General features: G+C 75.2%; 18 protein-coding genes. 5 read left to right on the top strand and 13 right to left on the bottom strand.

Annotated elements, in window-relative coordinates; all coding sequences use genetic code 11:
• The 6 genes from ABD296_RS42315 to ABD296_RS42340 all read right to left on the bottom strand — a co-directional run.
• The coding region (locus ABD296_RS42315; protein WP_344281605.1) for a serine/threonine-protein kinase at positions 1 to 918 on the bottom strand (918 nt) is incomplete at its 3' end.
• A 66-nt stretch (positions 919 to 984) separates the two neighbouring features.
• Positions 985 to 4,347 carry a hypothetical protein gene (locus tag ABD296_RS42320; RefSeq protein WP_344281608.1) on the bottom strand — a complete coding sequence of 1,121 codons (3,363 nt, stop codon included), beginning with the start codon at positions 4,345 to 4,347 and terminating at the stop codon, positions 985 to 987.
• Between the two features lie 41 nt (positions 4,348 to 4,388).
• On the bottom strand, positions 4,389 to 7,499 hold the full coding sequence (locus tag ABD296_RS42325) for a coiled-coil domain-containing protein (protein WP_344281610.1): 3,111 nt from the start codon (positions 7,497 to 7,499) through the stop codon (positions 4,389 to 4,391).
• Positions 7,496 to 8,167: a DprA-like winged helix domain-containing protein gene (locus tag ABD296_RS42330; protein ID WP_344281613.1), complete on the bottom strand. Its 672-nt coding sequence runs from the start codon at positions 8,165 to 8,167 to the stop codon at positions 7,496 to 7,498. The genes ABD296_RS42325 and ABD296_RS42330 overlap by 4 nt, the downstream gene beginning before the upstream one ends.
• On the bottom strand, positions 8,164 to 8,901 hold the full coding sequence (locus tag ABD296_RS42335) for a hypothetical protein (RefSeq protein ID WP_344281615.1): 738 nt from the start codon (positions 8,899 to 8,901) through the stop codon (positions 8,164 to 8,166). Before ABD296_RS42335 ends, ABD296_RS42330 begins: the two co-directional genes overlap by 4 nt.
• Positions 8,902 to 8,903: 2 nt before the next feature.
• Positions 8,904 to 10,109: a hypothetical protein gene (locus ABD296_RS42340; RefSeq protein WP_344281618.1), complete on the bottom strand. Its 1,206-nt coding sequence runs from the start codon at positions 10,107 to 10,109 to the stop codon at positions 8,904 to 8,906.
• A gap of 198 nt (positions 10,110 to 10,307) precedes the next feature.
• Here ABD296_RS42340 and ABD296_RS42345 point away from each other — a divergent pair, with 198 nt between their 5' ends.
• From ABD296_RS42345 to ABD296_RS42355, 3 genes are all read left to right on the top strand, one after another.
• Complete coding sequence (locus ABD296_RS42345) at positions 10,308 to 13,925, top strand: LuxR C-terminal-related transcriptional regulator (protein ID WP_344281621.1); 3,618 nt, start codon at positions 10,308 to 10,310, stop codon at positions 13,923 to 13,925.
• 93 nt (positions 13,926 to 14,018) lie between these two features.
• Positions 14,019 to 15,524, top strand: a complete 1,506-nt coding sequence (locus ABD296_RS42350) for an AMP-binding protein (protein WP_344281624.1) — start codon at positions 14,019 to 14,021, stop codon at positions 15,522 to 15,524.
• A gap of 254 nt (positions 15,525 to 15,778) precedes the next feature.
• Positions 15,779 to 16,696 (top strand): AMP-binding protein, encoded by a 918-nt coding sequence (locus ABD296_RS42355; RefSeq protein WP_344281627.1) that lies wholly within the window; start codon positions 15,779 to 15,781, stop codon positions 16,694 to 16,696.
• Positions 16,697 to 16,862: 166 nt separating this feature from the next.
• Here the strand turns inward: ABD296_RS42355 and ABD296_RS42360 are convergent, their stop codons facing one another.
• From ABD296_RS42360 to ABD296_RS42390, 7 genes are all read right to left on the bottom strand, one after another.
• Entirely contained in the window at positions 16,863 to 17,534 is a 672-nt protein-coding gene (locus tag ABD296_RS42360) for a response regulator transcription factor (RefSeq protein WP_344281630.1), read from the bottom strand.
• Positions 17,531 to 18,793, bottom strand: a complete 1,263-nt coding sequence (locus ABD296_RS42365) for a sensor histidine kinase (protein WP_344281633.1) — start codon at positions 18,791 to 18,793, stop codon at positions 17,531 to 17,533. The genes ABD296_RS42360 and ABD296_RS42365 overlap by 4 nt, the downstream gene beginning before the upstream one ends.
• Position 18,794: 1 nt before the next feature.
• The gene (locus ABD296_RS42370) at positions 18,795 to 19,529 is read right to left on the bottom strand and encodes an ABC transporter permease (protein WP_344281636.1); all 735 of its coding nucleotides are present in this window, start codon (positions 19,527 to 19,529) and stop codon (positions 18,795 to 18,797) included.
• 13 nt (positions 19,530 to 19,542) lie between these two features.
• Positions 19,543 to 20,457 carry an ABC transporter ATP-binding protein gene (locus tag ABD296_RS42375; RefSeq protein WP_344281639.1) on the bottom strand — a complete coding sequence of 305 codons (915 nt, stop codon included), beginning with the start codon at positions 20,455 to 20,457 and terminating at the stop codon, positions 19,543 to 19,545.
• A gap of 181 nt (positions 20,458 to 20,638) precedes the next feature.
• Positions 20,639 to 22,072, bottom strand: a complete 1,434-nt coding sequence (locus ABD296_RS42380; protein WP_344281642.1) for an aldehyde dehydrogenase — start codon at positions 22,070 to 22,072, stop codon at positions 20,639 to 20,641.
• A gap of 122 nt (positions 22,073 to 22,194) precedes the next feature.
• Positions 22,195 to 22,629, bottom strand: coding sequence for a deaminase (locus tag ABD296_RS42385; RefSeq protein WP_344281654.1), 435 nt, complete (start codon positions 22,627 to 22,629; stop codon positions 22,195 to 22,197).
• A 7-nt stretch (positions 22,630 to 22,636) separates the two neighbouring features.
• Complete coding sequence (locus ABD296_RS42390) at positions 22,637 to 23,323, bottom strand: RibD family protein (RefSeq protein WP_344281645.1); 687 nt, start codon at positions 23,321 to 23,323, stop codon at positions 22,637 to 22,639.
• Positions 23,324 to 23,462: 139 nt separating this feature from the next.
• Here ABD296_RS42390 and ABD296_RS42395 point away from each other — a divergent pair, with 139 nt between their 5' ends.
• A complete protein-coding gene (locus tag ABD296_RS42395; RefSeq protein ID WP_344281648.1) occupies positions 23,463 to 24,593 on the top strand; it encodes an exonuclease SbcCD subunit D in 1,131 nt (376 codons plus the stop codon).
• A partial coding sequence (locus ABD296_RS42400; RefSeq protein WP_344281651.1) for an SMC family ATPase occupies positions 24,590 to 25,286 on the top strand: 697 nt, incomplete at its 3' end. The genes ABD296_RS42395 and ABD296_RS42400, both read left to right, overlap by 4 nt.

Consider the following 25,286-nt stretch of genomic DNA (forward strand, 5'->3'; position numbering starts at 1 on the left):
GCCGGCCGCCCCGGCTCCGGCGCCCGGCGCGCCCGCGCCGCCGGCGACCAGGCCCGCGGCGGCGAGGGGGAACAGCGCGGCGAACGCGGCGGCGGCCATGGCCAGGGCGCGGACGGCGCGCTGCTCCCAGTCCGGGCCGTAGGCCTGGACGGCGATGCGGTCGAGTTCGCCCACGAAATGCGCGGCGCCCGGCGGGCGGTAGGCGGCGTCCTTCGCCATCCCCTGGAGCACCAGCGCGCGCAGCGGCTCCGGGACCTTCTCCGCCGGGACGGGCGCGGTGGCGTGCTTGCCCATCAACGCCATCCGGTCGTCCGCGCTGTAGGGCCGCTCACCGGTCACGCATTCGTAGAAGACGCAGGTGGCGGCGTAGACGTCGGTGGCCGGGGTGGCGGGTTCGCCGCGCCACTGCTCGGGCGCCATGTAGGTGGGGGTGCCCGACCGGTCGCCCTCGCCCGTCCACACGGCGATGCCGAAGTCGATGAGCTTGCTGAGGCCGTCCGCGCGGACGACGACGTTGGCGGGCTTGTAGTCGCGGTGGACGACCCCGGCGGCGTGCGCGGCGGCCAGCCCGCGCAGCGACCCCTTCAGGACCAGCAGCGACGCCTCCGGGCCGAGCGCGCCGTGCTCGGCCAGGACCCGCTTCAGCGAGACGCCCTCGACCGCCTCCATGATCAGTGCGGTGCCGTCCTCGTGCTCCACGAGCCGGTAGAGCCGCGCCACGTGCGGGTCGTCGACCCGGCCGAGCATCCGGGCCTCGTTGCGGAAGGCGTCCTTGGCGCCGGGATGGGCGTCGGCCGGCAGGTACTTGATCGCGACGGGCGCGCCGGTCCCGCCGTGCCGGGCCAGCGCCACCCGGCCCTGCGCGCCGCGGCCGAGCTCGCGCACCTCTTCGAATCCGGAAACCCGCCACTGCGTCACCGGGCGCTCCTCAGGTTCGTTCTGATCGATCCACCCATGTGACGCGGGGGACCGGTGGAAGGTTGGTCATTCCCGTGCGGTGAGGATGCCCTTCGCGGTGAACGCGACGTCGGCCTCCGGATGGGCGCGCAGGGCGCGGAGCACGGCGCGCCACGCGTCGGGCCAGCCGGCGCGCGGCGCGTGGCCGCCGGTGAGCGCCGCGGCGAACAGGCCGCCGGCGAGGTCGCCGCGTGCCGCGAGGCGTTCCGCGTGCGGGAGCACGTCCTCGGGGTCCGGGGCGCCGTCCGGCACACCGATGTACTCCGCGAAATCGTCGTCCCAGTCGTCGTCCCTCCAGGGGACGAGGGCCTCGGCGACCTGCCGGGCGGCCAGGACGCCGCCGGTGCAGCGGTCCGCCAGCGCGTCGAGGGCGACGGCCGCGCCGGGCTCGTCCCAGCGGAACGTCGCGGCGGCCAGCTCCCCGGCGAGATGGCCGGGGAGGCGGCCATCGAGGGCGGCGATGGCGCGCGCGGCGGTGTCGCGGTCGCGGCTCGCCGCGTCCCGCACGGCGCCGACCAGCGCCGACAGCCGCTGGAACGCCGGCAGATCCCGTTCGGCGCCGGCGTCGGGCTCGTCCGGTGCGGCGGCCAGCTCGGCGGCGGCCGTGCCGAGCTCCGGCGCGCCGAACCCGTCGACGACGCAGCGGACCAGCGCGTCGAGGGCCGGCCGCCAGCCGTGCGCCGCGCCGAGGTCGGTGACGAGATCGGCCAGTACGGACGGGGCGTCCGGTGCCCACGGCGCCCACGGCGGGACGTTCGGGATCGCGGCATCGCGGGCCTCGGCGTCGTCGGAGCGGGCCACCCGCAGGACCAGCGAGGCGTAGAAGCCGCGGAAGCGCTCCTCGACGCTCAGCGGCGGTGCGCCGAGCACCTGGCGGGCGAGGTCGCGCGGGCCGTCCGCCGCCTCGGCGAGGATCCGCCGCGCGGCCTCCTCGGCCAGGTAGGGGCGGACCGCCGAGACGATCGCTGCACGGACGTCCCGGTGCTGGCCGGGGTCGTCCCATGCGGCGGCGACCAGGGCGAGGGCGTCCGGGACCCGGTTGCGCAGCACGATGCGCAGCGCCTCCTTGCGCGCGGTGATCTTCCCCTCCCGCAGGGCCGGGCCGAGCGTCGCCGCCAGCGTCGAAGGCCGGACGAACCGGGCGGCGCGGGTCATCGCGTACATCGCGACGTGCGCGTGGTCGGTGGCGGCGTGCGCGAGCAGGTCCGGCAGCACGGCCTGCGGGGACGCCGTCCATGGCACCGCGGTCAGCGCCGCCCGGCAGAGCCCGTCGTCCTCGGAGGCGAGGTAGGGACGCAGCCGCGCCGCGTCCACGCCGGGGACGGTGGCGATGGCCCGGACCGCGCCCTCCCGCGCATGGCCGGGCTGCGTCTCGTCGTCGGCCACGCGGGTGAGCAGTCCGAGGAAGGCGGCCCGCTGCCGGGACGTCCAACGGCGCATCCATGACGGTTCCATGTGCGGGACGTAGGCGACGTCCGCCCGCTGGAACCGCCCGGACGGGGCGCTCCCGCCGAGCACGAGGCCGAGCAGGTCGGTGCGCTCGCGGGCGATCGTCGCGAGGACGGCCGGCACGGCGACGGCAGAGGCGTCCTTGGCGATGACCCGCTCGACACGCTCGGCGCGCGCGCCCGGGGCAGCGAGCCACAATTCGACCGCATCCCGCAGGACGGCGTCGCTGCGCGCGTCGAGCGCGGTCTCCAGCGCGTCCTGGAGCGGCCGGACGTGGTGCGCCCGGCGGCCCAGCGCCCGCACGAGCAGCAGCGCGAGCCGGTGGTCGTCGCGGCGCGCGCCCGCCTCCAGGTAGGGCGCGAGGGTGGCGGCGAGGCGGTGCTCCTGGCCGTGCCGCAGGGAGCGGTCGAGGCGTCCGAGATAGACCGCGCCCGCATGGCCGATGAGGCGCTCGACGAGGTCCAGCCCGAACACAACCAGGTCGGCGTCGTCGCGGATCGCGCCCTGCCGGCAGAACGCGGCGGCGATCCGGCCGAGCGCCTGCCGGGTCATGTACGAGCAGTCGCGGGCGGCCAGCGCGTCGTCGGCGAACCGCCCGACCGCCGCCGCGTGCTCGGTGCGCAGCAGGCCCTCCGGGACGTTCGCGAGGGCGTTCAGCGCCGCGTACCGGACGGGATCCTGCTCGTTGCGCAGCCGGACGAGCGACTCCAGCGTCGCGGTCAGCGTGCCGGGATCGCGGCTGCGGCCCGCGCACGCGATGAGCAGCACGTATCCCGTGGCGCGGTCGTCGGCGTCCGGACGGCGGGTCAGCGCCTCCAGGACCGGCAGCGCCTCCTCGTACGGCAGGAAGGCAGTGACGCTCCGGTGGCGCGCCGGGGTCTCGGCGATCCGGGTCAGCCGCAGCATCCGCCGCGCCTCCCGGATCCGGATCGCGTGCGGCAGGACGTCGAGGAGCGGCGCGTCCAGTTCGGCGGCCGACAGGTCCACACCGGTCATCGCCGCGTCGAACACGTGCTCGCGGCGGGACGGCGGGAACGCCTTAAGCAGGAGGCGAAGCGCCGAGCCGTCCTCGCGGACGGAACGGGCCACCCGTGCCACGCCGTCGTCGTCCAGCTTCGCCAGCCGGTCCCGGACCGACCTGCGCGCCAGCAACCGTCGCAGCGAACCCCGGTAACGCTCGGATGTCAGCAGCCGCAGCATGCGGGCCGGCTCGGCGTCCAGCAGCAGCCCGGCCTTTGCGTCGAGCGCGAGCGGCAGCCCCCGGCCGGTCCCGTACCGCTCCAGCAGGCCGACGACGCGTCCGGGTTCAAGGCTCGCCGCCGCCGCCACACCGGTCCCGTGCAGGGCCCACCAACCGGCGCGGAGCCAATCCCCTGCCTCCGCGAGCCGTCGTTCCGCATAGCCGAGCATGATGCCGGGATGGGCGCCGCCTAGGGACGCCCAGTTCGGGACGGCGCGCGCTACCGCATCGATCCGTTCCGCCACGACCTCGGTACTGCAGGTGGGCAGCAGCGCGGCGGCCTCTTCCACGCCCCAGCGGTCGGTGACCGGTCCCACGAGCGCGTCCGCCAGGTCCGTGCGCCACCACTTGCGGACCGCCTCGTAGATCGCCGCCCGGATCGCCGCCGGCGCGTCGCCGAGCCTGGCGAGGAACGGCTCCGGACCGTTCCCGTAGCGGACCGCCAGCCGGATCGCCGCGCACGCCAGCTCCGCGTCAGGGTCGCCGGTGGCGCGGGCGATGTGCGCCAGCGACGCCCCGTCCCGCACGGCCGCCGCGACGAACAGCGCCAGCGACCGCTCGTAGTGACCGCGCCCCGCCAGCTCGTCGATCAGCGCCGCGAGCTCCGGCGTGCCGGCCTCGGCGCGCAGATCCGCCAGCCGGCGGCAGCGCTCCCCGAACGGCAGCGGTTCGACTTCGGCCAGGAGCTCGTCAGCGCGCATGGCGGGCATCCTGCCGGATCCGCCGACCGGCTTCACACCAATTACGGTGCTTCGCCGGGCATCTCCGGCTCCGCCCGGGCCCGGGTGATCGCCTCCGCCAGCTTCCGGACGCGCGGCTCGTGCTCGTCGTAGCCGACGACCACGGGCGGCTCGTTGTACGGCATCGTGTCGGACGAGCGGCGCAGCTTCACGTACTGCCCGCACGCGTCGATCGCATACGGCTCCATGTCGTCCTGAAGCGCGCCGATCACCGTGATGCCGTGCGTCTCACCGATCTTGCGGAACAGCGCGACGGCCTCCTTGCGGTGCTCCTTGCCGAGGTTGCGGCCCAGCTCGTCCAGCACCAGGCAGAGCCGCCCGCCGCCGGAACTGGCCAGCGCCGCCGCGCACACCAGCTTGACCGCCTTCTCGTCCATCAGCGCGGTGTTGGCACGCCGGTTGTACGGGACGTAGCGCTGACCGTCCGAACGCCGCCACTTCGGCGTCACCCGCCAGCGCCACTCCTGCTCCGGATCGCCCGGTTGCTCCGGAGTCGGGAAGTCCAGCGTCGCGCCGTAGCCGCCGTAGGTCACGTCCAGCTTCTCGAACTCCTCCGACACCCGTTGGAGGCGCGCGCGGATCGCGGCGGTCAGCGCCGTCCGGTGCGCCTCCGCGGCGCCCGCCGCCTCCATCGCGCCCTTGCGCGCCTTCTCCAGGTCGGCGCGGCGCCCGGACTGCTGCACCTCGATCTGCCGCCGCTGATGCTTCTCGTAGTCCTCCTGCCGCCGCAGATAACTCTCCAGCGACTTCGCCAGGCGCGGGAACGTCGCCTGCTCGCGGTCGGTGCGGCGGCCTTCGCCCTCGGCGCGCTCCCGCAGCAGGAACCGCGTCTCCTCCGGCATGTCCTCATCGGACGGGCCGTCCGGGAACACGCGCCGCATCGCCTCCGACAGGTGCTTCTCGGCCGTGTGCCACCACTCGGCCGGCGTCCACGTCGCCTCGTCGTCGTCGAGACCGGACAGCCACTCGGCGGCGCCCTCCCGGGACCCGCCCCACTCCTTCTCCAGCTCCTCCAGCCCGAGCGCCGCCCGCTTGTCGGCCAGCTCCGAGCTCTTGCGCCGCACCTGGTCGCGCTCCCGGTCGTGCGCCTCCTTGCGGCCGCGCAGCCGGTCCACCTCCAGCGCGCGCGTGTCCGCCTTCGCCTGGAGCCGCCGGACGGCCTGCTCCGCCGATCCGAGGCGCGGCCCCAGCTTCGACTCGCTGCTCGCCAGCTCCTCCAGCTGCGCGCGCAGCTCCGCCATCCGCGCGTGGACGGCGTCCAGCTCGTCGGCCGCACGCGCGCCCGTGAGCCGCCGCCCCGCCCGCGCCACGTCGGCGGCCGCATCGGACGTCGCCTGCCGCGCGTTCTCCAGCGCCTCCTTCGCCGCCTCCAGCGCGGCGCGCGCCGCCTGCACGCGCGCCACCCGCCCGGTCACCGGCTCGGGGAAACCGCCGACGACGACCACGCCCTTCGCGTCGCCGACGAAGGAGCCGAAGAAGCGCGCCAGCGGCAGCGCGCACCGCACGCCCTCGGGATGACCCGCCGCGGCCTCACCGCCCGGGTCCAGCTCCCCGTCCGCCGGGACGATCATCGAGCCGGGCAGGCCCTTCAGCGCGCCGACCGCCGCGTCCAGGTCGGCCGTCCCGACCACGACGGCCTCCCGGTACGGCCACAGCGCCGCCTCCCACCGCTCCCGGACGTCCTCCGCCAGCTCGACCGCGTCCAGCAGGCCAACCGCCGCGATCCCCGCGCCGGCGAGCGCCCGGATCTGCGCGGGCGCGCTGCTCTCGCCCGCCTCGGCCTCCGCCAGCGACCGCTCCGCCCGCGCGACCGCGCCGCGCGCCATCCCGAACTCCTGCTGCGCCTCGTCCCGGCGCGCCTCCGCCTCCGCCAGCTCCGCCTTCGCGGTGGCGCCGTCCCGGCCGTCGGCCTCCCGCCGCCGCTCCTCCAACGCCGACACCTGCCGGCGCAGCTCCTCCAGCCGGTTGCGGGCGACCGCCTTGTCCGCGCCGAGCTTGTCCGCCTGCCCCTTCAGCTCGGCCAGCGCCGCGCCCGCCTCGCCGAGCTGCGCGTCCAGCGCACCGCCCGTGAGCTGCTCGATCTCCCGCTCCGCCGCCTTCGCCGCCGCGGCCAGCTCCTCGGCCTCGGCGCGCAGCGCCTCCTGCTCGGCGGCGTGCGCGGCGTCGGCCTCGGCGGCGTCCGCCAGCAGCCGCGCGTGCCGCGTCCGCCAGTGCCGCATCGCCGCCGCGACCTCCTCGCGCGCGCGGTCGCGCCGGTCGAAGGTCTTCAGCATCGCCGCCGCCTCGCGCTCCCACTCCGCCAGCCGCTCGGACGCCTCCGCCGCCTTGCCGCGCTCCCGGTGCTCCTCCGCGCGCGACTTGCGCTCGGCCTCCAGCTCCCGGTCCAGCCCGGTCAGCGCCGCGATCGCGCTGAAGATCCGCTCCGGGCTGATCTCGTTCAGCGGCTGCGACAGCAGGTTCGTCGCGACCTTCGACCGCACCGACGTCGACAGGAACGACACGCACCGCACCTGCCCGCCGTACAGGACGCGGCCCAGGTCCTTCGCCACCAGGTCCCGGCGGCCCGCGCTGCGCGGCAGGCTCGCCCACAGCCGGTCGGCGAGAGCGACCCGCCCGGCCTCCGACGGCGCCGACGCCAGGTACACGCCCTCCTGCCAGCGGATCTCCAGGTGAGGCGCGTCCACGTTCACCCGCAGCCACACCGTCACCGCGGTCTCGTCTTCGGTCTCGCCGTCGGCCTCGACGGGCTCGGCGTAGTCGAAGACGCCGACGATGTACCCGTGGTCGGCGCTCGCCCACTGGCTGTCGCCCTGCGCCGCCAGCTCCGCGTTGAACAGCAGCTCCGCCACCGCGCGCGCGCCCGACGCGAACCGCCACTGCTCGTCGCCCAGCAGCGCCGTGATCGCCGCGATGAAAGACGACTTGCCGGCGCCGTTGGAGTCCTTCGGGCCCTGCCCCGCCACCACGATCAGCGTCCCCGGCACGGTCGGCACCGGATGCGTCGACAGCCGCGAGATGTTCACCGCCTGCACCGCCACGAGCGTCCGGTCGCCGACGATGTTCTCCGCGTCCCGGGCGGGCCCCGGCACCAGCGGTTCCAGCACGGCCGTCATTCGCTCTCCCCCTGCTCGCGTTCCCGGCCCCGCCGCCGCGCCCGGATCGCCGCCGCGAGCGGCGAGTCCGGCCCGGCGGCCAGGATCAGCTCCTCCTGCAGCCGCCTGCGCGCCGCCGGGGTCAGCCGGTGGAACTGCGGCCCCGGCACGAACCCGCCGGCCTGCGCGGGGTCGGCCGGGTCCGCGCCCGCCTTGACCTGCGACACCAGCCCGGCCAGCCGCAGCCGCCGCAGCGCCGCGTCCAGCTCCCCGACGGGCAGCTGCGTCCGCCGCCTCAGCTCGTCCACCGGCGTCGGATACGTCGACAGCCAGGAGTCGTCCTCCAGCTGCCCCGCCGCCCGCGGGATCGCCACCGAATGGATCAGCACCAGCGTCAGCACCGCCCGCTCCTGGACGGGCGGCACGCAGTCCTCGTCCTTCGCCAGCTCGGCCGCGACGTCGTCCCGGTAGCCGGAGATCCACGACGTCTGCTCCGACCGGACCAGCGTCCGGCCGCTCAGCGCGAGCATCTCCCCGACCGTCCGCCGCAACGCCGGCTCCCGCAGCGCCGGGAACCGCACCTCCGGCACCGGCTCCGCCGCGTGCTCCACCGCCATGTACGCCGCGACCAGCTCCGCCCGCCGCCGCTCGTCATAGCCGCGCAGCAGCCCCTCGAACAGCTCGCTCACCGCCGCTCCCCGGGGCCGTCCTCGCCGTGTTCCTCGCCGCCGCGCGCCTCGTCGCCGCCCGCCGCGCGCGGCGGGTTATCCACAGATGAAGATTTTTCCGCCATTGATGCCGGAGGTGCGGCAGCCTCGTTCACGAAGGGTGATCTGAACACCACAGGAGGTGCGGATGACGCATGTTCCCTCTCCGGCTCGGCCGGGCCCGCCGCCGGTTCCGGGCGCGGGGGTTCGGGAAGGCGGTGCATCAGGGTGCGCAGGGACGACAGGCTCTGCTCGGCCCACAGCGAGACCCGAGGGCCGGGACGCACGGTGCCGCCCCCCTCGCCGGTGCCCTCGTCCAGGAGAAGCCACCCGGTCTCGGCCAGGCGGCGCAGCTCCCCGGTGGCCCAGCGGCGCGCGAGATCGGCGTCGCCTCGCGACATGCCCGCGTAGACGTCCAGGACGGCCGCGACCGTGGACGGCGCTCCCGGCCACGGCGCGTCGTCCAGCCGGGTCCAGCAGCAGCGCAGCGCCGCCGCCAGGACGCGGCGCGCCTGACCCGCGCGGTCCAGCGGCATCGGCGCGGTCTGGTACTCCTCCAGGAGGGCGGGCGTGGCGCCGTCCGGCCAGACCGGCAGCAGCCACACGCGGTCGCCGTCCGTGGCCGCGGCCGTTCCGGACGGAACGGGATCGGCCGCGGCGACCGACGGGGCGCCGAGCACGCGGGCCCGCGCCCGCGCGAGTACCTGCGGGTCCACGGTCACGTCCTCTCGAACCAGCCGGGCGACACCCAGGTGGGCGCACCCTCCGGGCGGACGTCCAGCCCGTCCGACCAGACGAGCCGGTAGGGCAGCTCGGGGTGCAGATGCGCCGAGGACAGGTCGGCCAGGGTGCGCCGGGCGGTCACCCAGTCCTGCGCGAGGACGTCCTGCACGGCGACCCGGTCGCGACCGCGCAGCACCTCCTCGGCCATGGCGCGGAGCCGTTCCATCGTCGTGACGTCGGAGCCGGTGTCGGACGACAGGCCCCTGTCGGGCACGGACGGGCGCGGCGGCGCCGGGCGCGGAGGCGTCGCACGGGGCCCGTCCTCCACGGCGGTCACCACGGCGGACGGCTCGTGCCAGGGGGCGGCGGCGTCGAACACGAAACCGTCCAGGACCGCCGCCAGCTCCTCGCGGCCGGCGGTGCGGGCGAAGGTCCGCCACGTCTCCGGCGGAAGGAGGGTGAGGTTGCGGGTCGTGCCGGCCGAGTCCGACAGGCGGGCGGCCGCGCGCCGGGACGCGTCGCCGTAGGCGTAGATGGCGGCGCGCAGGTCGGTGCACGTGCGGTCGAGCTGCGGCCACCGCCGCAGGATCGCGCCGTGCAGCCGCTCGGCGCGCAGCAGGATCTCCTCCGTGCCCCACAGCTTCGGGGCCTGCTCGCGCAGCTCCTCGATCGTCCCGTTGGTGAGGGTGACGAGCTCGACGCTCCACAGCCGGAACGCGCGGGCCAGGCCGTCCGCGCCGTCGCGGGCCTGCTCCGGCGTCATCCGCGGGTCGGCGACGTTGAGCTGCTCCAGCGCGAGGAGCCGGTGCATCTCGCTCTGCCCGCCGTCCAGCATCATGCGGCGGACGAACATCAGCCCGACCACGCTGGTGAACGAGGCCCGGTAGCGCAGCTGGTTCGGCTTCGGGAACACCTCCCGGACGGCGCCGAGCCCCTTCAGCACCCGCAGCCGGTTCTCGAACACCTCCGCCGGGTAGCGGCGGCACACGTACCGCATCTGCTCGCGGCTCAGCCCGTCCTCGCCGGCGTCGGCGAACGCGGCGAGCAGCGTCTCGGCGACGTCCACCAGCTCGGGGTCGTCCACCACGGCGCCGCTGTCGCGGGCCAGCGCCGCGAACATCTGCCGGTACACGCCCAGCACGGCCTCGCCGACCAGCACGTCGTCGAGGCTGGCGGCCGCGTTCTCGGAGGTGGTCGACACGGCGCACTACGGTACGGCCCCGCGGCGCCCAGGGTGGAATCGGCGGCGGGAACGCCCGCGAAACCGGCACCGCGAAACCGCAGACGGCACACGCACGGCGATGACACACTCACAGAGCGACCCGGACGTCGCGGGCCGCGCGCCGCACCAGGGCACGGAACCCACCGGGCCGGACTCTTCGGACATGGCAGGAGAGGCATGACCGAGCCGAACCCTCCCACGGGGCCGAACTCTCCCACCGGGCCGAACCCTCTCCTGAGGACGAACCTCCCCGCCGAACCCAACGCCTTCGTCGGCCGCGAGCGCGACGCGGCCGACCTGCGCCGCCTCCTGGAGGGCATGCGGGCGGTCACGCTGTGCGGCGCGGGCGGCATCGGCAAGACGCGGCTGGCCCTGCACGTCGCGCGGACGATGCTCGACGCCCATCCCGACGGCGTCTGGTTCGTGGACCTGGCCGGCGTCCGCCCCGACGGCACGCCCGAACCGGTCGCGCGGCGCGTCGCGGCGGTGCTCGACGTGGCGGAGGAGGACGGCCGCCGGACGGCCGAGACGCTCGCCGACGCGCTGCGCGGGCCGTCGGTGCTGATCGTCCTGGACAACTGCGAGCACGTCGTCGAGGAGTGCGCGGAGCTCACCGGCCTGCTGCTGGCGCGCTGCCCGCGGATGCGCGTGCTGGCGACCAGCCGCGAGCCGCTGCGGATGGCGGGCGAGAACGTGTGGCGGGTGCCGCCGCTGGAGCCGCACGAGGCGGTGCGGCTGTTCACCGACCGCGCCCGCGCGGCCCGTCCCGGATTCGACGTGACCAGCGGCGTCGAGGACGTCACGCGGGCGCTGGACGGGATGCCGCTGGCGCTGGAGCTGGCGGCGGCGCGCGTCCGGGTGCTGTCGGTGGAGCAGATCGCCGGCCGGCTCGCCGACCGGTTCCGGCTGCTCAGCGCCGGCGACCGGACCGCGCCGCCCCGGCAGCGGACTCTGCGCGCGGCGATCGACTGGAGCCACGACCTGCTCGGCGAACGAGAACGGATCCTCCTCCGCCGGCTTTCGGTCTTCGCGGGCTGGACCCTCGAGGCGGCCGAGCACGTCTGCGCCGACGCGGCGCTCCCCGCCGAGGACGTCCTGGACCTGCTGACCGCCCTGGTCGACAAGTCGCTGGTGACCGTCGTGGGGGAGATGGCGGGGCAGGTCCGGTTCCGGCAGCTCGACAGCATCCGCGAGTACGCGGCCGAGCGCCTCGCCGAAGCGGGCGAGGAAGAGACGTTCCGGCTACGGCACCGCGACACCGTGCTGGAAGCCGCGGAAGAGGACGGCAGGCTCGCCGTGGCGGAGGTGCCCGGAGCATGGGCGGACCGGGTGGCGCTGTTCCGCCGGTACGACGCGGAACTGGGCAACGTCCAGGCGGCGCTCACCTTCTCGCTCGACCGCGGTGACATCGACAAGGGCCTGCGGCTGTGCACCGCGCTGCGCACCTTCTGGATCGTCCGGGGACGCGTCGCCGAATGGGCCGAATGGACGGACCGGTTCCTCGCCCGCTCCCACGGCACCGGCGCGCGCACACTGGGCGCGGCGCTGGCGGGCCGCGCGCAACTGGCCGCCGGCGGGCGCGACGCCGCACAGGCGGCCCGGTACGCGCAGGAGGCGCTCGCGCTCTGCCGAACCGCCGGAAACGCCGTCATGACCGCGTCCGCCCTGGTCACGCTGGCCGAGTCGCTGGCCCGCGCAGGCCGGTTCGAGGACGCGGCGCAGCGCCTGGACGAGGCCGACGCGATCGCCGCCGGACCCGGCCATGAGTGGGCCCGCGCGTATGCGCGGATCACCCGCGGCTACCTGCTGATCCGCCGCGGCCGACTCCGCGAGGCGCGCGAGCACCTGGACGCGGGCGCGACGCTGATGCGGGGGATCGGGCAGCTCTGGGGCGCCGCGCACGCCATCATCGGCCTCGGCCGGCTGGCGGAGCTCCGCGGCGACCCCGCCGCCGCCCGCGGCCACTACGCCGAGGTCCTGCCGATCCTGGCGGAGATCGGGGCGCGCCCGGAGATGGCGCGCGCGCTCGCCGGCATCGGCCGCGTCGCGCTGGAACAGCGGGACGCGGCGTCCGCGCGGGAGGCGCTGTCGCGGAGCCTGTCCCTGAGCCGCTCGTCGGGCATCCGCCTCGACGTCGCCCGCGCCCTCGAGGCCTTCGCCGAGCTGGTGGCCTTCGAGGGCGACGCGCGCGCGGCGGTGACGCTCGCCGGCGCGGCGTCCGCGCTCCGCGAGGCCACCGGCCGGCTGCCCGGCGCCGCCGCCCGCCGCGAGCGCATGCTCGAACCGATCCGCCGCCGGCTCGGCGAGCCCCTCGTCGCCCAGTTCTGGGGCGAAGGCCGCGCGATGCCCCCCGACGACGCCGTCGACTACGCCTTCCACACCGGAAACCGCCCGGCTTCCCGCCGCCCCGTCGAACCACCGACCGCCGTCCCCGACCCGACCCACCCCGAGCAAACCCCGCCGCCCACCCAAAGGCCCACACCAACCCACCCCGCCCCCCATACAAACCGTCCCGAACACAGCCCGCCCCACTCCGCCCACCCCTCACCGCCTGCCGGGGAGCCGGCAACGGCCAGGCCGAAGACCCCCGCCCGTGCTCCCGCCATGAGCACCCCCCACCTTGACCATGGCTCGCCCCGGTCCGAGCAAGACGCCGGTGTCCCATCGAACGCGGCCGAGGCGGCCGCAGCCGGGCAGGGGCCGCCCATCGCTGCCTCCGGCGCGGGAGCCTCCCGTCTTGAGCAGAGCCCGCCTCGCTCGGACGAAGACGCAGGTGTCTCCTCGTCCGAGGAGGAAGTGACCTCGGCGGCGCCGGGATTGTCCGCCTCAGCTCCCGGCGCGGGCGCCTCCCGCCTTGAGCACAGTTCACCCCGCTCGGAGCAAGACGCGCATGTCTCGTCGAGCGCGGGGGATGCGGCCTCGGCCCGGCAGGGGGCGCCCGCTGCGCCTTCCGGCCTGTGCGGCCCCCGTCTTGAGGAGAGTTCGCCTCAGTCGGAGGGGGACGCGCGTGTCTCGTCGTCTGGGGAGGTGGCCGCGGCCGGGCCGGGGACGCCCGCCTCTGCTTCCGGAGTGGGACGCCCTCGGGTGGGGGAAACGTCCTGGCCTGAGCCAGAGAGGTACGTGCCGGTGACCGGGGATGGGAGCGCCACGGATTCGGTCGGATCGGGTTCGGGGGCTGGGCAGCCGTGGAACGAAGGTTCGGCCTGGTCCGAGCGGGATGGCGGTACGCCGGTGGGTGAGGACGAAGGTGTGGCGAGCGCTCGCGGTGAGTCTGGTGCCGAGGCGGGGTACCGGGCGCCGTCCGCCGGTCGCCGGGTTGAGCGTTGGCCCGGCGGCGGTAGCCGGGAGACCGGTGAAGGGGACACGTGGTCCCGGCCCTTCCGCGGTGGGGAGGGAGCGAGTTCTTCGGGTGCGCTGACGGAGACCGAGCGGGACGCCCGGTCTGCCGAGGACGGCACCAGACGGTCTGTGCCCGGTCCAAGGGGGCGAGACGTCGGCAGGGGCGAAGTGGGAGCTCATGCGGCGGAGGTCGCGGAGCCGGTGCGGCCCGCAAGGGACATGGGCGCGGGCGGCGTGGCCCGGCCGCTCACGCCGCCGAGCACGTTGACGGGGCGGGAGCGGGAGGTCGCGCGGCTGGTGGCGCGGGGGCTGACCAATCGCGGGATCGCGGACGAGCTGGTGATCAGTCCGGCGACCGTGGCGCGGCACGTCACGAACATCCTCACCAAGCTCGGGTTCTCGTCGCGTGCGCAGATCGCCGCGTGGGTCGTCGACAGCCTTCCCCCAGAGGAATGAGGGTGTGTACACACCTCAGGGGAGGGTGAATACGACTCCGCCTGCGTAGTCCGGTGCATGTGCTGGACACCGCGTCCAACATAGCGTCGGCGCATGATCTCCAACGGTGTGGACGCGGCCGCCGCGTTTCCCGGTGCGACGGTGACCCGGGTCGTGTTCGGCGGCGCCGGCTCCGATCCCGCCAAGGCCGCCCGTCCCGCGGTGGCGGACGCGTCGTCGGGGCGTTCGCTGTCGTACGGGGAGCTGGCCGCGCGGGTGGGGGCCGCCGCGTCCGGGCTCGTCCGCGAGGGGGTGCGGCCGGGGGACGTGGTGGGGCTGCATCTGCCGGGCGGACCCGAGTTCGCCCTGGCCTTGCACGCGGTCACCGCCGCGGGTGCCGTCCCGTTCCCGGTGGGCGGCCGTCCGGCAGCCGAGGTCGCGCGGCTGCTGGAGGACGGGGGAGTCCGGGCGGCGATCACCTGGCCGGGGCTCGCCGGCGACGTCCGCGCGCCGGACCGGCGGCTGTTCTGCTTCGGCGCGGAACCCGGCACCGAGCCGTTCGCGGCGCTGCTCACCGGGCCGCCCGCGGCGGTCCGCCTCGACCCGTCCCGAGCCCCCGCGCTCGTCGCCTGCACCGGCGGCCCGCCCGGGCCGGTCCGGACGGTCCGGCTCACCCATGCCGAGGTCGTCGCCGGGCTGGTCCGGGTCGCCGAGGCCGGCATGATCGGCTCTGCCGACACCGTACTGACCGCGCTGCCGCTCAGCGGCGTCCTCGGCCTGAACGGGGTTCTGAACCCCGCGCTCCGGCTCGGCGCCACGGTCGTCGCCGTCACCGGCGGCGGCCGTCACGACCTGCTGCGTTCGCTGCAACGGTGGCGCGCGACCGTGGCGGTCCCGCCGCCCGCGCTGCTGGAGGCGCTCGGCCGCGACCGCGCGGTGGCCCGCTACGACCTGGGGACGCTGCGCGCCGTGGTCGCCGCGGGCGGGCCGCTCGCCGCCGAGGACGCCCGCGCCGCCGCGGCCCGGTTCGGCTGCCCCGTCCGGCAGGCGTACGGGCTCGCCGAGGCGGCCGGCATCACCCACCTCAACCTGCGCGCGGCCGAGGAGGGCACCCTGGACTCCGTCGGGCGCGGGCTGCCCGGCGTGGTGTGGCGCGTGGTCCATCCGAGGACCGGCGGCGTCCAGCCGTCCTACCAGCCGGGTGAGCTGTGCATACGGCTGCCGGTGGCGCGGACCGCCGCCGTCCCCGCCCGCTGGCTGCCGACCGGCGACTCGGCGTTCGCCGACGACCACGGCCGGGTGTTCGTCCTGGGCCGGGTGGGGCGCGGCCCTTCCGAGCCGCTCGCCGAGCCCGGCGCGGTGCTCGCCGCGCATCCGGCGGTGTCCGACGCCGCCGTCGTGCCCGTCCCCGACGACGACCTCGGCCTCGCCCCGCACGGGTTCGCCGTCGTCACCGACGAGACCTCGGAGGCCGACCTGCTCGCCTACCTGGAGACCCACGTCGCCGAACGCGGCGGGATCGCGGCCGTGCACATCGTCGACGAGATCCCCCGCGAGCCCGGCGGTCGCGTGCGGCGCCGCACCCTCCTCGACCGCGCCGGCCTAGGCCGCCTCCCCTGACCCCGCAACCCACGAGCCGACCCGCGACTGCCGCCACGCCCGGCGGCCCCGCCATGGGCGCGGTGCCGTGGTCATCGGCGACGGGCTCGATTCCATGCCGAGGGACGACCTGTAGCCCGGCGGGCGGGGCCCCGTCCAGTGTGTTCGGGGGTTGTCGGCGGTGGGTGTGTAGTGCGTTGGGCGGGGCGGGCTACATATGTGTCTACACAGTTCTTTGGATGTGGCCGGGGGAGGGTGCGGCGTACGGTCGCCGCATGCTGGACGGAGAGACCGGTGCGGTCGGCGTCACCGAAGCGACGGTGACGCAGACGGTGCTGGCTGCGATGCAGGCCGACGGAGGCCGGACGGCGGTCGTCGACCGCGGGCGGGAACTGCGCCGCGCGTGGTTCGCGGAGGCCGTGCCGGCGGCGGCGCGAGGGTTGCGGTGGCACGGGGTGCGCGCCGGCGATGTCGGGGCGATCCACCTCGCCGACGCCTGTGACCTCGCGCTGGCCGTGCACGCGGTGGGCGCGGCCGGTGCCGTGCCCGCTCCGCTGCCGCCGGGCGCGTCCGCCGAGGACCTCGCAGTGATGATGACCGAGGTGGGTGCGCGCTTCCTGCTGACGGATAGGGAGACCGCCGTGCGGTCGCTCGCGGCGGCGGACGCGTCCTATGTGCGGCAGGCCTTCGCGTTCGGGGACGTTCCAGGCGCGACCCCGTTCGGCCGGCTGCTGGAGACGGGCGCCGGATTCGGCGAGCCGCCGCCGCCCGATCCGCTGCGCGACGCCGCCCTGCGCCTCGCCCGTCCTCGCGAGGATGTCACCCACGCCGACCGGCTCGCGGACCTCTACCGCCTCGGCGGCGCCGTGACGCTCGGGGAGGACGACGTCCTGGTCTGCTGCGGATCGGACGTGCCGGTGCGGACGTGGATCGGTCTCATCGACCTGTGCCTCGTCCAGGGCGCCGCCTTCGCGGGGGTGCCGGAGCCGGGCGCCCGCGACCTGCTCGAGGCGATCCTCAAGTACGACGCGACGGCGGTCGTCGTCAGTCCCGCCAAGCTGCGCGCGCTGGCCTTCGATCACGGTGCCGTCCCGATGCCCGGCGTCCGGGTCCTGGTGACCGGCACGCCGTCCACCGAGGCCGCGCACGCCTGCCGGGCCCGTCACGGCTGGACGGTCTCACCGCTCGCCTGACCCGCGAACCGCGCCCGACGGCGCCGCGATGCCCGTCCAACTGGATGCCGATGGCGCTGCGAGGCCTGCGCGGTGGGGCGTTGACGGAATTGTGGGGGTCTGCTGGCGGGGCGCCGTGGTGCTGCGAGGGTTGTTCGGTGGGGCGGCGACGGACCGGTGGGGTTGGTCAGGGGGATTTTGAGTTGGGGCGTAGGAGGCCTCGGTCGAAGGCGGCGGCCACTGCGGCGGCGCGGTCGTTGACGCCGAGCTTGCCGTAGATGTGCAGGAGGTGGGTCTTGACGGTGGCCTCGCTGATGAACAGCCGGGCGGCGGCCTCCCGGTTGGTGCCGCCGCGCGCGACCAGGCCGAGGACCTCCAGCTCGCGCGGGCTGAGCGGCTCCTCGTCGCGGGGCGGGGCCGGGCGGGCGGCGGTTCGCATCCGGCTCATCAGACGGGCGGCCACCGACGGGGACAGGACGGACTCGCCGCGGGCGGCGGCGCGGACGGCGCGGAACAGTTCGTCCTGCAGGGCGTCCTTGAGGAGGTAGCCGGTCGCCCCGGCCTCGATCGCGGGGAGCACGTCGCTGTCGGTGTCGTAGGTGGTCAGCACCAGCACCCGGGCGGGCAGGCCGCGCTCGGCCATCCGGGTGATCGCGGTGACGCCGTCGGTGCCGGGCATCCGCAGGTCCATCAGCACCACGTCGGGACGGAGCGTCTCGGCGAGCCGGACCGCCTCGGCGCCGTCGGCGGCCTCGGCGAGCACCTCGAAGCCGGGCTCGCCGGTGAACATGCCGCGCAGCCCGTCGCGCACCACGGGGTGGTCGTCGGCGATGAGCAGCCTGATCACCGGGCCGGTCACGCGGGGTCTCCCACCGGGACGGCCGGCACGCTCGCGGAGATCGCGGTGCCCGCGCCCGGTTCGGACTCGATCGCCAGCGTTCCGGCGACGCGGGCGACGCGGCGGCGCATCGCGGTGAGGCCGTAGCCGCCGGCGGCGGTCGGCGCGACCTGGTCGGGGGCGAACCCGGCGCCGTCGTCGCGGACGTCCAGGGTGATCAGGTCGCCCATGTACGACAGGGTCAGCGCGACGCGGGACGCCTTGGCGTGCTTGGCGACGTTCGCCAGCGCCTCCTGGGCGGTGCGCAGGAGGGTGCCCTCCACCTCCGGGTGCATGATCCGTACCGTACCGGTCGTGCTGACCTCGGCGGGGACGCCGTGCAGGGCCGTCCAGCGGCTCGCGACGTCGGCGAGCGCGTCGGGCAGCGCGGAGTCCTCCAGCGGCTGGGGCCGCAGCGCCTGGACGGACCGGCGCGCCTCGGCGAGGCTCTCGCGGGCCATCTGCTGGGCGATGTCCAGGTGGCGCTTCCAGTCGGCGTCCCGGGCGCGGGCCTGCTCGGCGGCCTGCAGCTGGGTGACGACGCCGGCCAGGCCCTGCGCGATGGTGTCGTGGATCTCGCCGGCCATCCGCTGCCGCTCGTCGTGCACGCCGGCCTCGCGGGCCTGCGCGAGGAGCTGGGCGTGCAGCCCGGCGTTCTCCTCCAGCGCCGACTCCAGCCGCGCGTTCGCCTCGGCCAGCTCGTTGATGATCGCCTTGCGCTGCTGGGTCTCCTCGTCGCCGCGCCAGGCGAACAGGCAGATGCCCCCCGACATCAGCGCGTTCACGGCGAAGATCAGCAGGTAGAGGGGCCAGGACCCGCCGTCGACGCCCCCCGGGCCGCCCATCTGGGCCAGCGCGGCGAGCGCGGCGCAGACGAACACGCCGACGAACCGCACGCGCGGGCGCAGGTAGAACGCGTGCACGTACCCGGTGATGATCGCGAAGCCGTACATCGGGTTCAGCGAGATCAGCGTGCCGAGCAGGCAGATCAGGACGGGGTAGTAGACGCCCGCGGGGACGCGGGGCCGGTCCGGCCACTGCGGGTGCAGGGTCGCCATCCAGGCGATCCACCCGGCCGTCGCCGCGGACAGCCCCAGCTGCAGGGCGACCCTGCCGGCCGACCCGTGGTCGGACAGCAGGGACAGCGCCGTCGCCAGAGCCAGCGAGACGTACGGGACGATCCGCAGGACCGACTGCTCGCGTCGTTCCCAGAGGTCGAACCCGGACTGGTGATCCCGCACGTCACTCCCACCGGAAGAGCCGGGCGGCGGCCCCCGTGGCGACCACCGCGTACACCGCCATTATCACCAGCTGGTAGGGGTGCGGGGTATGGCCCATCCAGGCGTCCCGCATCGTCCTGATGCCGGCGCCGAGCGGGGTGAAGTCGCAGATCCGCTGCAGGGTGTGCGGCATCTGGTCGTAGGGGATGTACACGCCCGCGAGGAACATGCTGGGGAAGAACAGCAGGGCTCCGACCGCGTTGCCGGCGCGCCCGTTCGGCACGACGGCGCTGACGAGCGAGCCGACCGCGAGCAGCGCCAGCAGGCACAGGACGGCGGCGAGCAGGAACCAGCCGAAGCCGCGCGGGACGGGGGTGCCGAACGCCGCCGCGCCGACCACGATCATGATCGCGGCGGTCACCGCCGCGGCGCCCGCGTTGATCACCAGCTGGGCGGTGAGGAGCGCGGACGGCCGGACGGGGGTGGCGCGCATCCGGCGCAGCACGCCGCGCTCGCGGTAGTCCGACAGCACGCCCGGCAGCATGATGAGGCTGAGGATCGCGAACGCGATGCCGGTGCCGAGGACGGCCATGTACTCGGTGGTGGTCTCCCCGCCGAGGTCCTTGGAGGGCTGGTCGGCGTCCGGCATCAGCCCGAACCCGAACAGCAGCGCGAGCGGGAGCGCGACGGCGAACAGCGGGGTGAGCACCTCGCGCATCCGCATCCGGAACTCGACGGCGAGGATCTTGCTGAACATGGCTGCGGCTCCTTCAGTCGCGGGCGGACGGCCCGCCGGTCAGGGCGAGGTAGGCGTCGTCGAGGGTGCGCTGGTCGATGCGCAGCTCGGCGACCACGACGTGGTTGCGGGCGAGCGCGGAGGTGACGGCGGTGGCGAAGTCGCCGTGGCCGGTGACGGTCACGTGCGCGCCGGACCGCCGGACGTCGGTGACGCCGGGCAGGCCGGCCAGCAGCGCGAGGTCCAGCTCGTCGACGGGGCGGAACCGCATCCGGCCGCCGCCTCCGGTGGCCTCCTCGATGAGCCGCCCGGGGGTGCCGGTGGCGACGATCCGGCCGCCGTCGAGGACGGCGAGCCGGTCGCACAGCTCCTCCGCCTCGTCCATGAAGTGGCTGATCAGCACGACGGTGACGCCGCTCTCGCGGATCCGGCGGATCAGCTCCCAGGTGGCGCGGCGGGCCTGCGGGTCCAGGCCGGTGGTCAGCTCGTCGAGGAACGCGACGCGGGGCGCGCCGACGAGGGCGAGCGCGATGTACAGGCGCTGCGCCTGCCCGCCGGACAGCCTGCGGACGCGGGCGTTCCGCTTGTCCTCCAGGCTCCACTCGGCGAGCAGCTCGCCGGGGTCGCGCGGGGAGGAGTAGAAGGAGGCGTACAGCTCCAGCGCCTCCCGGACCCTGATCGATCCGGGCAGGCCCGTCTGCTGGAGCTGGACGCCGATCAGCTCGTGCAGTCTCCGGCCGTCGGCCCGCGGGTCCAGGCCGAGGACGCGGGCGGTGCCGCCGTCGGGCCGGCGCAGGCCCTCCAGGCACTCGACCGCGGTGGTCTTCCCGGCCCCGTTCGGGCCGAGGATGCCGAAGATCTCGCCCTCCTCGACGGAGAACGACACCCCGTCCAGGGCGGCGCGGCCGCCGTACCGCTTGGTGAGGCCGTCCACCTCGATGATCGCCAACGCGTGCTCCTCAGGTCGTCTCGCTACGACCTCAAGGCTCGCGGAGCGGGGCTCGCGCGCACATCGACCGACCGGCGGTGGAGCGGCTGATCCGCCGCATCAGCCGATCGGTGGACGGGGCTGAGACGTCGCGTGCCGTCCCGTGCAGGCGCTCACGGGACGGCACGCGGTCCGGGGGGCGTCAGGAGGGACGCGGGATGGACTTGTGCTCCAGGTAGGCGTTCAGTCCCTCGGGCCCGAGCTCGCGGCCCAGGCCGCTGTTCTTGAACCCGCCGAACGGGGTGTTCGGGTCGAGGCTGTAGAGGTTCACGCCGCAGCTGCCGGTGCGGATGCGGCGGGCGACCTCGACGCCGTGGTCGACGTCGCCGGTCCAGACGGAGCCGCCGAGGCCGTAGTCGCTGTCGTTGGCGATCCGGACGGCGTCCTCCTCGTCCTCGTAGGGGATCAGGACGAGCACCGGGCCGAAGATCTCCTCACGGGCGATCCGCATGTCGTTGCGGACGTCGCCGAACACGGTCGGGGCGACGTACCAGCCGCGGTCGTGCGGCCGGTCGAGGCCGCCGGTGATCACCTTGGCGCCCTCGTCCTGGCCGATCCGGATGTAGTTCTCCACGCGCTCCTGCTGGCGCCGGGCGACCAGCGGGCCGATCTCGCTGGAGTAGTCGGACGGGTCGCCGACCGTCAGGCCGCCGACCATGGTCGCCAGGGCGTCGGCGACCTCGTCGTAGCGGCGGCGGGACGCCAGGATCCGGGTCTGGGCGGCGCACGCCTCGCCGTTGTTCATCAGCGACGCCATCTTGAAGCCCTCGATGGTGGACGCGAGGTCGGCGTCGTCCAGCACGATCGCGGCGGACTTGCCGCCGAGTTCGAGGGTGACCCGCTTGAGCTGCTCGCCGCAGACCGCGCCGATCTTCCGTCCGGCGGCGGTGGAGCCGGTGAAGGACACCTTGTCGACGCCGGGGTGGGCGACCAGGTAGGCGCCGGCCTCGCGGCCCGCCGGGACGATGTTGACGACACCGGCCGGGATGCCCGCCTCCTTGATCCACTCGGCCAGCAGGTAGCTGTCGAGCGGCGTCTCGGGGGACGGCTTGGCGACGACGGTGCAGCCGGCGATCAGCGCGGGCGCGAGCTTGAGCATCAGCGTGAACTGCGGCACGTTCCACGGGACGATCGCGGCGACCACGCCGACCGGCTCGCGGGTGACGGTGACCGGGCCGAGCATGCCGGGCCGCTCGTCCTCCCAGGCGTAGGTGCCGGCGAGGTCGACGTAGTACTGCAGCACCATCTGCGGGATCGCGGCTTGCCCGAACACCGAGAACAGGATCGGCGAGCCCATCTCCGCGGTGACGAGGTCGGCCATCTCCTGCTGGCGTTCGGCGTAGATCGCCGACAGCTTCCCGACCTTCTCGGCGCGCTCTGCCGGGGTCATCCGCGGCCAGGGGCCCTCGTCGAAGGCGCGCCGCGCGGCGGCGACCGCCGCGTCCATGTCGGCCTCGGTGCCGTCGGGCACCCGGCCGATCACCTCCTCGGTGTGCGGGGAGATGACGTCGATGGTGCCGGTGCCGGCCGGTGCCGTCCACTCGCCGCCGATGAAGAGCCGATCGTGCTCGCGCATGCTGAAGTGCCTCCTGCCGGGGGGTCCGCGGAGCGTCCGGAGCGCACCCGTGACCGAATGCTTGCTTGGCTCAGCATGGCATGCGGTTCCGGGGGGTTGGCAAGGGAAATGAGACTAGAGTCTCATCCGGCGAGCAGATGGGTGTTCGGCTCCCGCGCCGCACCCGCCAGCTCCGGCAGTTCGACCAGCTCCACGCCCGCCGCCGCGAGGATCTCCGCGCCCGTGCCCGCCACGAACAGCGACGGCTCCCGCCAGGCGAACACCACCCGCCGCGCGCCCGACGCGACGATCAGCTCGGCGCACGGCCGGGGCCGCGACGCCCGGTTCCCGCACGGCTCCAGCGAGCTGTAGACGGTCGCGCCGCGCAGCACCCCGCCGCTCTTGGCGATGGCCGCCTCCTCCGCGTGGTCGTGCGGGTCGGCCTCCCGCGAGTGGCCGCGCGCGATCTCCCGGCCGTCCGCGTCGACGATCACCGCGCCCACCGAGAACGCCGTCGCCGACGGCGGGCACAGCGTCGCCAGGTCGCACGCCAGCGCCAGCCAGCCCGCGTCGTCCATGATCGCGTCAGCCACGCCCGCCCCCCGCCAGGTAGCGCAGCAGCGCCAGATCGCCGATCCGGGTGATCTCCGCCAGCCGCATCGGACGCTCCGGCGACTGCGGGAACACCCCGGGCCGGACGAACCGCGGCGCCGAAGGATCGCCGATGAAGAACGGCGCCACGACCAGCTGCAGCTCGTCGACCAGTCCCGACGTCAGGAACAGCGTGTGGACCGCGCCGCCGCCCTCCACCATCAGCCGCCGCATGCCCCGCGCCGACAGGTCGGCCAGCACGGTCGCAAGCTCCAGCGGCTCGCCGGCGTCGACGACCTCGCCCGCCCCGTCCAGCCGCCCCGCCAGCTCCGCGGCCGTGCCGGACGGCGCGTACACCAGCTTCGGCGACTCGCCCGTGGTGAAGAACCGCGCGCCCGGGTCCAGGTCGCCGCTCCAGGTCAGCGTCACCTTGGTGAGGTCGGGCGGCAGCCCGCGCGCGGCCCGCCGCTCCCGCCGCGCCGGCGAGCGGATCAGCAGCCTCGGGTCGTCGGCCCGCACGGTCCCGGCGCCGACCAGGATGGCGTCGCAGCCGGCCCGCACCGTGTCGACCCGGTCGAAGTCCGCCGCGCTGGACAGCCGCAACCGCTCCGGCGCCGCGTCGTCGATGTACCCGTCCACCGACATCGCGCAGCTCAGCAGCACGTAAGGACGATCACTCACCCGCCCAGCCTAGGACCCGCTACGAACCCCCGACCCACCCCACGCCCGAACCGCTAGGCGAGTCCCCTGGGCCGGGATTGAAACAACACGGCGTTTCTGCGCGGGATGTGTCGGAGGGGACGCCTATGGTTGCTGCGACATGCGAATCCTGCACACCTCCGACTGGCATCTCGGCAGATCGTTCCACCGCGAGGACCTGCTGACCGCGCAGGCGGCGTTCGCCGACGACCTCGTCGCGACCGTCCGCGAGCAGCGGGTCGAGTGCGTGCTGGTCTCCGGTGACGTCTACGACCGGGCGCTGCCCGGCGTCGACGCGGTGAAGCTGTGCGACGAGACCCTGGCCCGGCTCGCCGCCCTGACCCGGGTCGTGCTGATCGCCGGCAACCACGACTCGGCGCGCCGGCTCGGTTTCGGGTCCGCGCTGATGGACGCGTCGGGCGTGCATGTCCGCACCGACTTCGCCCGCGTCGGTGAGCCCGTCGTCATCGGCGACGCGGCGATCTACGGCATCCCCTACCTGGAGCCCGAGCTCGTCCGGCACCCGTGGGAGCTGGACGAGCGCAGCCACGCCGCCGCGCTGACGGAGGCGATGCGCCGGGTCCGCGCGGACGCGGCGGAGCGTCCGGGCCTGCGCTCGGTGGTGCTCGCGCACGCGTTCGTGACCGGCGGGGAGAGCAGCGAGAGCGAGCGCGACATCTCGGTCGGCGGCTCGGCGCAGGTGTCGGCGTCGGTGTTCGACGGCGTCGACTACGCGGCGCTCGGCCATCTGCACGGCCGCTGGGCCATCACCGACCGCGTCCGCTACTCCGGCTCGCCGCTGGCGTACTCGTTCTCCGAGGAGCGCCACGTCAAGGGGTCGTGGCTCGTCGACCTGCGCGAGGACGGCGTCGCGGCGGAGTTCGTGGAGGCGCCGGTCCCGCGTCGCGTCGCCCGCGTCCGCGGCCGGATCGACGACCTGCTGACCGGCTCGCGGTTCGAGAAGTACGAGGACCGCTGGCTGCAGATCACGCTGACCGACGAGCGCCGCCCGTCCTCCGCGATGGAGCGGTTGCGCCGCCGCTTCCCGCACACGCTCGTGCTCGGCTTCGACCCCGAGGGCGGCGGCACCGACAACGCCCGCACCTGGACCGAGCGGGTCCGCGAGCGCTCGGAGCTCGACATCGCCGGCGACTTCGTCGCGGAGGTCACCGACGGTCCCGCGACCGGGGCCGAACGCGCCCTGCTGCACGAGGCGTTCGAGCACTGCCGCCGCAAGGAGGCCCTGGCGTGAGGCTGCACCGCCTGGAGGTCACCGCGTTCGGGCCCTTCTCCGGGACGGAGACGATCGACTTCGACACGCTGTCGGACGCCGGGCTGTTCCTCATCCAGGGCCGGACGGGCGCCGGTAAGACGAGCATCCTCGACGCGGTGTGCTTCGCGCTGTACGGGCAGGTGCCGGGGGTGCGCAACGCGGTCAAGGGGCTGCGCAGCGACCACGCGGCGCCCGGCGCGGGGCCGCGCGTGGTGCTGGAGACGACGGTCCGGGGCCGCCGGCTGCGCGTCACGCGCTCGCCGGCGTGGGAGCGGCCGAAGCTGCGCGGGTCCGGTACCACGACCGAGCACGCCAAGGTGGTCCTGGAGGAGTTCGAGCACGGCGGCTGGACGGGGCTCACCACGCGGCTGGACGAGGCCGGCGACCTGATCTCCCGGCTGCTCGGGATGAACGCCGCGCAGTTCTGCCAGGTCGCGCTGCTGCCGCAGGGCGAGTTCGCGGGGTTTCTGCGCGCGGGCGCGGACGAGCGCCGCAGGGTCCTGGAGCGGCTGTTCGCGACCGAGGTGTTCACGCAGGTCGAGAAGTGGCTGGCCGACCGGCGCGCCGCGACGGGGCGGGAGGCGGCCGAGCTGGCCGGCGCCGCGTCCTCGATCGCCGACCGGATCGCGGAGGCGACCGGCGCCGGGGCGCCGCGCGGGGGGCGCCCGGCGG

The sequence above is a fragment of the Actinomadura napierensis genome (genome assembly GCF_039529375.1).
Classification (GTDB): domain Bacteria; phylum Actinomycetota; class Actinomycetes; order Streptosporangiales; family Streptosporangiaceae; genus Spirillospora; species Spirillospora napierensis.

Coding starts and splice junctions, on each gene's coding strand:
- ABD296_RS42320 (WP_344281608.1), bottom strand. CDS start 4,347: ATGCGCGCTGACGAGCTCCTGGCCGAAGTCGAACCGCTGCCGTTCGGG.
- ABD296_RS42325 (WP_344281610.1), bottom strand. CDS start 7,499: ATGACGGCCGTGCTGGAACCGCTGGTGCCGGGGCCCGCCCGGGACGCG.
- ABD296_RS42380 (WP_344281642.1), bottom strand. CDS start 22,072: ATGCGCGAGCACGATCGGCTCTTCATCGGCGGCGAGTGGACGGCACCG.
- ABD296_RS42355 (WP_344281627.1), top strand. CDS start 15,779: ATGCTGGACGGAGAGACCGGTGCGGTCGGCGTCACCGAAGCGACGGTG.
- ABD296_RS42395 (WP_344281648.1), top strand. CDS start 23,463: ATGCGAATCCTGCACACCTCCGACTGGCATCTCGGCAGATCGTTCCAC.
- ABD296_RS42385 (WP_344281654.1), bottom strand. CDS start 22,629: ATGGACGACGCGGGCTGGCTGGCGCTGGCGTGCGACCTGGCGACGCTG.
- ABD296_RS42370 (WP_344281636.1), bottom strand. CDS start 19,529: ATGTTCAGCAAGATCCTCGCCGTCGAGTTCCGGATGCGGATGCGCGAG.
- ABD296_RS42345 (WP_344281621.1), top strand. CDS start 10,308: ATGACCGAGCCGAACCCTCCCACGGGGCCGAACTCTCCCACCGGGCCG.
- ABD296_RS42350 (WP_344281624.1), top strand. CDS start 14,019: ATGATCTCCAACGGTGTGGACGCGGCCGCCGCGTTTCCCGGTGCGACG.